General features: G+C 38.8%; 8 protein-coding genes. 6 read left to right on the top strand and 2 right to left on the bottom strand.

What is annotated here, in order from left to right; genetic code table 11:
• The first annotated feature begins 120 nt into the window (after window positions 1-120).
• Window positions 121-381 carry a DUF1871 family protein gene (locus V7149_RS19535; RefSeq protein ID WP_335347264.1) on the top strand — a complete coding sequence of 87 codons (261 nt, stop codon included), beginning with the start codon at window positions 121-123 and terminating at the stop codon, window positions 379-381.
• Window positions 382-404: 23 nt separating this feature from the next.
• Here V7149_RS19535 and V7149_RS19540 read toward each other — a convergent pair whose 3' ends face one another.
• Complete coding sequence (locus V7149_RS19540; protein WP_335347265.1) at window positions 405-1238, bottom strand: alpha/beta fold hydrolase; 834 nt, start codon at window positions 1236-1238, stop codon at window positions 405-407.
• A gap of 342 nt (window positions 1239-1580) precedes the next feature.
• Between V7149_RS19540 and yugI the strand changes: the two genes are divergently transcribed.
• Complete coding sequence (gene yugI, locus V7149_RS19545; RefSeq protein WP_335347266.1) at window positions 1581-1985, top strand: S1 domain-containing post-transcriptional regulator GSP13; 405 nt, start codon at window positions 1581-1583, stop codon at window positions 1983-1985.
• A gap of 117 nt (window positions 1986-2102) precedes the next feature.
• Complete coding sequence (locus V7149_RS19550; RefSeq protein ID WP_335347267.1) at window positions 2103-2468, top strand: group I truncated hemoglobin; 366 nt, start codon at window positions 2103-2105, stop codon at window positions 2466-2468.
• Window positions 2469-2498: 30 nt separating this feature from the next.
• Here the strand turns inward: V7149_RS19550 and V7149_RS19555 are convergent, their stop codons facing one another.
• Window positions 2499-3929, bottom strand: coding sequence for a sigma-54 interaction domain-containing protein (locus V7149_RS19555; protein WP_335347268.1), 1431 nt, complete (start codon window positions 3927-3929; stop codon window positions 2499-2501).
• Window positions 3930-4143: 214 nt separating this feature from the next.
• Here V7149_RS19555 and pruA point away from each other — a divergent pair, with 214 nt between their 5' ends.
• The 3 genes from pruA (at window position 4144) to V7149_RS19570 (ending at window position 8669) form a co-directional block, all read left to right on the top strand.
• Entirely contained in the window at window positions 4144-5691 is a 1548-nt protein-coding gene (pruA, locus tag V7149_RS19560) for an L-glutamate gamma-semialdehyde dehydrogenase (protein WP_335347269.1), read from the top strand.
• An 82-nt stretch (window positions 5692-5773) separates the two neighbouring features.
• On the top strand, window positions 5774-6973 hold the full coding sequence (locus V7149_RS19565) for an ornithine--oxo-acid transaminase (RefSeq protein ID WP_335347270.1): 1200 nt from the start codon (window positions 5774-5776) through the stop codon (window positions 6971-6973).
• 346 nt (window positions 6974-7319) lie between these two features.
• A complete protein-coding gene (locus tag V7149_RS19570) occupies window positions 7320-8669 on the top strand; it encodes a glucose-6-phosphate isomerase (RefSeq protein ID WP_335347271.1) in 1350 nt (449 codons plus the stop codon).
• The last annotated feature ends 146 nt before the right edge of the window (window positions 8670-8815 follow it).

Genomic DNA, 8815 nt, shown 5'->3' on the forward strand with positions numbered 1-8815 from the left:
TAGTCTGTGTTCCTATAATAGGGCTTTTACGGGCTGTTAGTCACCTGAATAGGTTTCTTTTTTCCTCAAACTTTTTAAAGTGGGGTCTTACAGCCCGCTAATCTGCGGAAAGGTGATAATATGCAAATTCAACAATTAAACATACAGCTCGTCAATACAATAAATGAGTGGGATCCTTTTGGAATAGGTGCAGGCAATTATGAAACGGAAATTGCTGATATTGTTCAGGCAGTCCATGATTTGGATGATCAGAATAAGCTAGCTAGAAAAATTCAGGCCATTTTTGAATTTTCCTTTGAAAAGCTTCTAGCCATTGAGGAATGCTCAGAAGTCGCTCGTAAACTTCTGGCTATTAAAGATGATGGAGTGTGTACAATTTAGAGAAGGGTGACTCTTTTGCGGATTCACCCTTTCTTAGTAAATTCCTTTATATATTGGAAAACCTCCTCCGGTCTTTCCTCTGGAAGGAGGTGGCCGGTTTCTTTTAAAACAATGAGCTTCGAATTATTTAGATCCTGTTGCAGCTGTTTGCCTATTTGCAGTGGAACTACTTTATCCTGCTCTCCCCAAATTAATAAGCAGGGTACTTGAATTTCATTTAAGATATCTGCAGACAAATCTCCCTCGCGGTCACGGATTAGCTTTGCCAGGGCTAAGAATATATCGTCTTTTAAAAATGGGGCTAAATATCCTTCTGCCATTTCTTCATCGATTATAGATTGGTTGTAAACAACGAGCCGTAAATTATTTTCTAATCCTGAACGCTCCAGCCACCTCTTAACGAATAGGTGAGAAAATGGAAGATAAGTCGCAAGAGCAAGCTGGAGCTTTGATTTTTTTAAATAGCCTGAGCTGCAAAGAAGTACCACTTTATCAATTAGATCTGGACGTAAATGAGCGATGTATAAGGAAATTTGTCCACCCATAGAATGGCCAAGTAATATGATTTTATTTAATTGTATACTTTCAATGAGCTGTATAACGGTCATCGCCATATTTTTATATGAATATTTGTAACGGCGGGATTTTCCGCTTTGCCCAAATGGGGGTAAGTCAATAGAAATGACATTATATTCATTTATTAAATATGGGATAAGCCTCCGGAAGCTAAAGCTTGAGGATAGAAAGCCGTGCAGCAGGACAACGGTTTTCTTTGAGGATGAGTGTCGCTGAAAGCTTTCATAGTAAATATGATTTCCATTTATATGTACGTCTTGTTTTTCCATAGTATTCTCCATGTATATCCCCTCAATGTCAGTATACCTTATTTTCACCGAAGGAATTGAAATCAACCAAACAAAAAAAGGACAACCCAAAGGATTGTCACTTCAAAAAGGGGGAATACTAGAAAGTCTTTAAGACCATCATGCCCAACAAGCCTTGCTTTCAAACATCAAATCACAAAAAACATCTTATCCAATAAAACTTGCCTGTTTAGATTAAATAATAATATTAATTACGAGCAAAATAGAGAATATCAAGACCGAATTAATTACTTTTTGAAAAAAGGCTTGAACTGTGGTATAATTTTTAATTGCGAATAAAAAGGATAAAAATTAATAGAAATTAGGAGTGTTTCCATGTCTGAAAAAATCGAAGTAGGCAGTGTTATTAAAGGTAAGGTGACAGGAGTTCAACCGTATGGTGCGTTCGTTGCGCTGAATGAGACTACTCAAGGGCTTGTTCATATTTCTGAGGTTACTCATGGATTTGTTAAGGATATTAATGAACATCTTAAAGTTGGAGATGAAGTAGAAGTTAAAGTTTTATCTGTTGATGAGGCATCAGGAAAAATTGGATTATCGATCCGTGCTACACAAGAAGCGCCAGTCGAGGCTGAAGTAAAAGCGAAAAAGCCGCGTAAACCTCGCCCAGTGGCTCCAATCCATGTGGAAAACGATACGGCACAAGGATTTAATACACTTAAGGATAAACTTCAAGAGTGGATTGACCAATCTCAACGTGAAGATTTGATTAAGAAATAAGAATGGAAACCGGGCTTAGCTCGGTTTTTTACTTTTTTTGGTCAAAGGGAACCTGAATACTTGCTTAATCTCTATCGAATAATAACTCTTGTTATTAGTAAGAAGGGGGAATTTCACATGGCAGAACAAACACTTTATGAAAAAGTCGGCGGTGAAGAGGCAATTGTAAAGGTTGTCGACTACTTTTATTCTGAATTAGTCCTAAAGGATCCAACGGTAAACCAATTTTTTGAGAATACAGATATGGAAAAGCAGCGCCGACATCAAACGAAGTTTATTAGCTTTGCCTTAGGTGGACCTAATCAATATTCGGGAAATTCGATGGCAAAGGCTCATAAAGGGATGAATCTGCAGCCCGAGCATTTTGATGCCATTGCCACACATCTGGGAGAGGCTCTCGCTCATTTTGGGGTTGGTGATGAAGATATCGCCCAGGCTTTAAATAAAGTCAATACGCTTAAAGACGATATTCTATATCAATGAAGAACAAAAACTCGCCAATCGGCGAGTTTTTTATATTCCCTTGGCTTCCTCTTTCCTAATCTGGTGCTTTTTAAGCCGATATTGCAGATTTTGCCGGCTCATGCAAAGAGATTTTGCGGCTTGGGTAATATTATATTGATGAAGCTGTAACACTTTTTCTAAATAGCTTTTTTCTGCTTCATCCATATAATCTTCCAAGGACTTAAATTGACTGCTTGATTCATTCTGATGATGTGTTAGGCTGATCGGTGTAAAAATATCATTTTTAAATTGCGGCTTATTGCGGAAATGGATCGGCAAATGAAGATAACCAATGTGCTCCTCATGAACAATTAAATTCATCGCACCTTCTATAACATGCTCTAGTTCCCGTACATTTCCAGGCCAATCATACTGTTCAAATACACTTAAAACATGATCGTCAATCCCTTGAACCTTCATGCCAAAAAGGTGATTGTATTTTTCAATAAAGAAACGGACAAGATCTTGAATATCCTTCCTTCTATCCCGCAAAGGAGGGATGAATAAAGAAACAACGCTCAATCTGTAATATAGGTCTTTTCGCAGTCTTCCATCGGAGATCGCATCGATAGGATCCTCGTTTATAGTAGCAATGATCCGGACGTCTACCTTACGATCTTTTGTGTCTCCAATTCGTCTAACCATTCGTTCCTGTAAAACCCTTAAAAGCTTCGCCTGCAAGGCTGGATTTAGAGAATTGATTTCGTCAAGCAGCAAGGTTCCGCCTTCCGCCTGTTCGAAAAGACCTGGACGTTCAATCGCACCTGTAAAAGCCCCTTTCTTTGTCCCGAATAACAGCCCCTCAATCAAGCTATCAGGCAAGGCAGCACAGTTCTGAGAGATAAAGGGCTTTGAAGATCGATTGCTTCCATTATGAATGCTTTGTGCGAATAGCTCTTTTCCTGTTCCTGTATCACCAACGATAAGAATTGATGAACTAGTGCGGGTCGCTCTCTTGCTCGCCTCGATCACATTCTTAATTTCTTCACTGATTCCGATAATGCTATCAAATGTGTAGCGGGTGTTTCCTTTTTTATTCATATTTTCTCTAATCAGCTTTTCTAGTTTTGTCACATCGCGGGCAATTTCCATGGCGCCAATTCGAACGCCTTCCTCCGAAACGGGGAAGGTGTTATTAATCGTTGTTATTTCCTGCCCTTTATTATTAAAATAAGTTTGCTTAGCATTAATGATTTTCTCCCCGTGAGTTAAAGCTCTCAAAAGGGTGCTAGCCTCATCCTTATGAAAGGAGAATACATCCAATAGCTCCTTATCGAGGACATCTGAGTAATCCATTCCCTCCATTTCAGCCATTTTTTTATTATAAATTATCGTTTTGCCTTCGTGATCAACAACGTGGACTCCGATATCTATTTCTTTAAGTATCTGTTGGAAAAACGTATTAATTAATTTCATTTGAGCGAAATTTGGATTATTCATTGTCTTGCTCCTTCATCATTCTTTCCTTCATTTTATGTAAAGAATGGAAGGGGTGCAATGTTTTTTTGCTCCTTAACAGGTGTTGAGAGATCAAAATGCAAAATAATTTTGCTGTTAAGAAAGAAAAAACAACATTTGACGCGGTATACATATTTGGCACATATCTTGCAATGATATATGGATGTAATGAAAAAGTGCTAAGGGGGAAGGAATCATGGTACAAGCATACAAACATGAGCCATTCACAAATTTTAAGTTAGACGAAAACCGTGAGGCATATCTAACAGGCTTAAAAACGGTTGAAGGCTATTTAGGAAAAGACTACGATTTAGTCATTGGTGGAGAGCGTATTTCTACTGAGGAAAAAGTTGTTTCTTATAATCCCGCAAATAAAGAAGAAGTGATTGGTCGTGTATCCAAGGCAAGCCAAGAATTAGCCGAAAAAGCCATGCAGGCTGCTGTTGAAGCGTTCAAAACATGGAAAAAGGTAAAGCCGGAAATTCGTGCGGACGTTCTTTTCAAAGCAGCTGCGATTATCCGCCGCCGCAAGCATGAATTCTCTGCTCTTTTAACAAAAGAAGCAGGAAAGCCATGGAATGAGGCAGATGCAGATACTGCAGAAGCGATTGATTTCTTAGAATATTACGCACGTCAAATGCTGCGTATTAAAGATGGTGTTCCAGTAAACAGCCGTCCAAACGAATATAACCGTTATGACTACATTCCATTAGGAGTGGGAATCATTATCTCTCCTTGGAATTTCCCGTTAGCGATTATGGCTGGTACGACAGTTGCAGCAATCGTAACAGGAAACACTGTATTATTAAAACCAGCTTCAACAACACCAATTGTTGCAGCGAAATTCGTTGAAGTCATGGAAGAGGCAGGACTTCCAGCAGGTGTTCTTAACTTCGTTCCAGGAAGCGGTGCAGAAGTGGGCGACTACTTAGTTGACCATAAAGACACTCGTTTCATCAGCTTCACAGGTTCTCGTGACGTTGGTCTGCGTATTTTCGAACGTTCATCTAAGCTGAATGAAGGTCAAATTTGGATGAAGCGTTTAATCGCAGAAATGGGCGGAAAAGACACGATTGTTGTCGATAAAGAAGCAGATCTTGAACTAGCTGCGACATCTATCGTTGCTTCTGCGTTCGGATTCTCCGGACAAAAATGTTCAGCATGCTCTTGTGCAGTAGTTGTAGAAGATGTATACGATCAAGTATTAAACCGTGTCGTTGAATTAACAAATCAATTAACACAAGGGGATCCAACTGATCCAAACAACTACATGGCAACGGTGATCGATCAAAGCGCTTATAATAAAATTATGAGCTATATCGAAATCGGCAAGCAGGAAGGTAAGCTAATGGCAGGCGGAGAAGGTGACGATTCGAAAGGCTACTTCATTAAACCGACCGTATTCGCTGACCTTTCACCAGAATCTCGCATCATGAAGGAAGAAATCTTTGGACCTGTTGTTGGCTTTACAAAAGCTAAAGATTTCGATGAAGCGATTGACATTGCTAACAACACAGAATACGGCTTAACGGGTGCAGTTATTACCAATAACCGTTTGAACCAAGAAAAAGCTCGTGAAGATTTCCATGTTGGAAACCTATATTTTAACCGCGGCTGTACAGGTGCTATTGTAGGCTACCAGCCATTCGGCGGATTCAACATGTCAGGAACTGACTCTAAAGCAGGCGGACCTGATTATCTGCTTCTTCATATGCAAGCAAAAACTACATCAGAAATGTATTAAAAAATTTCCTTTCAGGGTTTAAAGTGTAACAGCTTAACGGTACAATGAAAGGGATTACTCGGACATTAGGAGGAATGTATTCATGACAGCATTAACAAATACAAATTCATTGATTGAACAAACTGAGAAATATGGTGCAAAGAACTATCATCCGCTGCCAATCGTCATTTCAAAGGCTGAAGGTGTATGGGTTGAGGATCCTGAAGGCAATAAATACATGGATATGTTAAGTGCTTACTCGGCAGTAAACCAAGGACATAGACATCCGAAAATTATTCAAGCATTAAAAGATCAAGCAGATCGTGTAACCCTTACCTCTCGTGCATTCCATAATGATCAGCTTGGTCCATGGTATGAAATGATTTGTAAGCTAACAAATAAAGAAATGGCTCTTCCTATGAATACGGGTGCTGAAGCGGTTGAAACAGCATTTAAAGCTGCTCGCCGCTGGGCATACGATGTAAAAGGTGTAGCTGAAAATCAAGCAGAGATCATTGCATGTGTTGGAAATTTCCACGGACGTACAATGACAGCTGTTTCTCTTTCTTCAGAAGCGGAATATAAGCGCGGATTTGGTCCAATGCTTCCAGGTATTAAATTAATTCCATACGGAGATCTAGAAGCATTGAAAGCGGCAATCACGGAAAATACTGCGGCATTCTTAATTGAGCCAATCCAAGGGGAAGCTGGAATCATTATTCCTGAAGAAGGCTTCATGAAAGCTGCATACGAAACATGTAAAGAAAACAATATATTATTCATTGCTGATGAAATTCAAGCAGGTCTAGCGCGTACTGGTAAAATGTTTGCTTGTGAATGGGAAGATGTAGATCCAGATATGTACATCCTAGGAAAGGCATTAGGCGGCGGAGTTTTCCCGATCTCCTGTGTTGTTGCAAATAAGGAAGTTCTAGGTGTATTCAATCCAGGATCTCACGGCTCAACATTTGGCGGAAATCCAATGGCTTGTGCTGTATCTATTGCTGCTATGGAGGTTCTTGTTGAGGAAAACTTAGCTGAGCGTTCTTTGAAGCTTGGTGAGTACTTCGTTAACAAGTTAAAAGAAATCAAAAATCCGATAATTAAAGATGTTCGTGGACGTGGCTTATTTATTGGTGTTGAATTAACTGAACCAGCTCGCAAATATTGTGAGGCTTTAAAGGAAGAAGGCTTATTATGTAAAGAAACACATGATACAGTCATTCGCTTTGCACCTCCACTTGTAATTACAGAGGAAGAGTTAGATTGGGCAATTGAACGTATTAACAAAATTTTAAGCTAATCCAAACTCTGATTATAGATGGAATATAAAAAACAATAAAACTAATAATAATAATAGACTATTCTGTTGTTCGCTCCAACTAGAATATGATTTCGTTTTTCCGTCTACAATGATAGAACAAAAAATCCTTGTACTTATGTGCAAGGATTTTTTGCGTCTTTAGATAGGTCGCTATTTTCGACATTTTTCACTTTGACAGCTCATAAAATGTAAATAAAAGTAGATATATTACTAACGGATGTTTCTTGATTATACGCCTGCTTTCCGTTAAAGTTTAGTAGAATAAAATAGATACTGAAAGTAATCCGGTATGTTTTTATGAAATTACATAATTGGAGGATCAGACATGACATATGTTCGTTTTGATTACTCAAAGGCATTTGCATTTTTCAGTGACCATGAGCTTACATATATGCAAGATGCGGTAAAGGTTGCTCATCACTCTTTGCATGAGAATACTGGACAGGGAAATGAATTTTTAGGTTGGATGGATTACCCTATTCAATATGATAAACAAGAATTTTCTCGGATAAAACAATCAGCTGAAAAAATTATTGGAGATTCTGATGTTTTGCTCGTTATTGGTATTGGGGGTTCTTACTTAGGTGCCCGTGCAGCAATTGAAATGTTAAATCATAGCTTTTATAATGCACTGTCAAAGGAAAAAAGAGGAACTCCGCAAATAATTTTTGTCGGCAATAATTTAAGCTCTTCTTACATGAAAGATGTGATTGACTTTCTTGATGGGAAGGACTTCTCCATAAACGTTATCTCTAAATCAGGTACAACGACTGAACCAGCCATTGCCTTTCGGATTTTTCGCAAGCGATTGGAGGAGCTATATGGTTTAGAGGAAGCACGCAGGAGAATTTATGCAACAACAGATAGGGAAAGAGGGGCCCTAAAAACACTTGCAGACGAAGAAGGCTATGAAACATTTGTTGTTCCTGATGATATTGGCGGCCGATACTCGGTATTAACAGCAGTGGGTTTATTGCCAATAGCTGTTAGCGGTGCCGATATTGGGGAAATGTTGAAGGGTGCTGCCCTTGCCCGAGAAGAGCTGAGCAGTTCAGAGTTGCTTGAAAATATAGCCTATCAATATGCAGCAATTCGCCATATTTTATACAACAAAGGAAAGACGACAGAAATGCTCATTAACTATGAGCCAGCTTTACAATCCTTTTCAGAATGGTGGAAGCAGTTATTCGGTGAAAGTGAAGGAAAAGACTTAAAAGGAATCTACCCATCCTCGGCCAATTTCTCAACGGACCTTCATTCAATTGGTCAATATATTCAAGACGGTCGAAGGAATCTGTTTGCGACAGTTATGAAGGTTGATAAACCACGTCAAGAGTTAATCATTGAAAAGGCAGATAATGACTTAGATGATCTAAATTATTTAGCTGGAAAAACAGTAGACTTTGTCAACAATAAGGCGTTTGAAGGGGCTGTACTAGCGCATACTGATGGCGGTGTGCCAAATCTAGTCTTATCTATTCCTAAATTAGATGCCTTTACCTTTGGCTATCTCGTATATTTCTTTGAAAAAGCCTGTGCGATGAGCGGCTATTTATTAGGTGTCAACCCTTTCGATCAGCCAGGTGTAGAGGCTTATAAAGTAAATATGTTTGCTCTTTTAGGAAAACCAGGGTTTGAAGACAAGAAGGAAGAGCTAGAAAAGCGGCTTAGATAAAAAAGGAGTGTTCGTTTAAACGAGCACTCTTTTTTTAATGAAACCTTTATTTTCGGGGAAACTATTTAAAAGAATGGAAAGGAGATATCCTAAATGATTCAAATTCCTTCAGAATTAGAGGGTAAAAGCTTTGATTTGTATAAATT

The organism is Bacillus sp. JJ1503 (assembly GCF_036965125.1).
In the GTDB taxonomy this organism is placed as follows: Bacteria; Bacillota; Bacilli; order Bacillales; family Cytobacillaceae; genus Cytobacillus.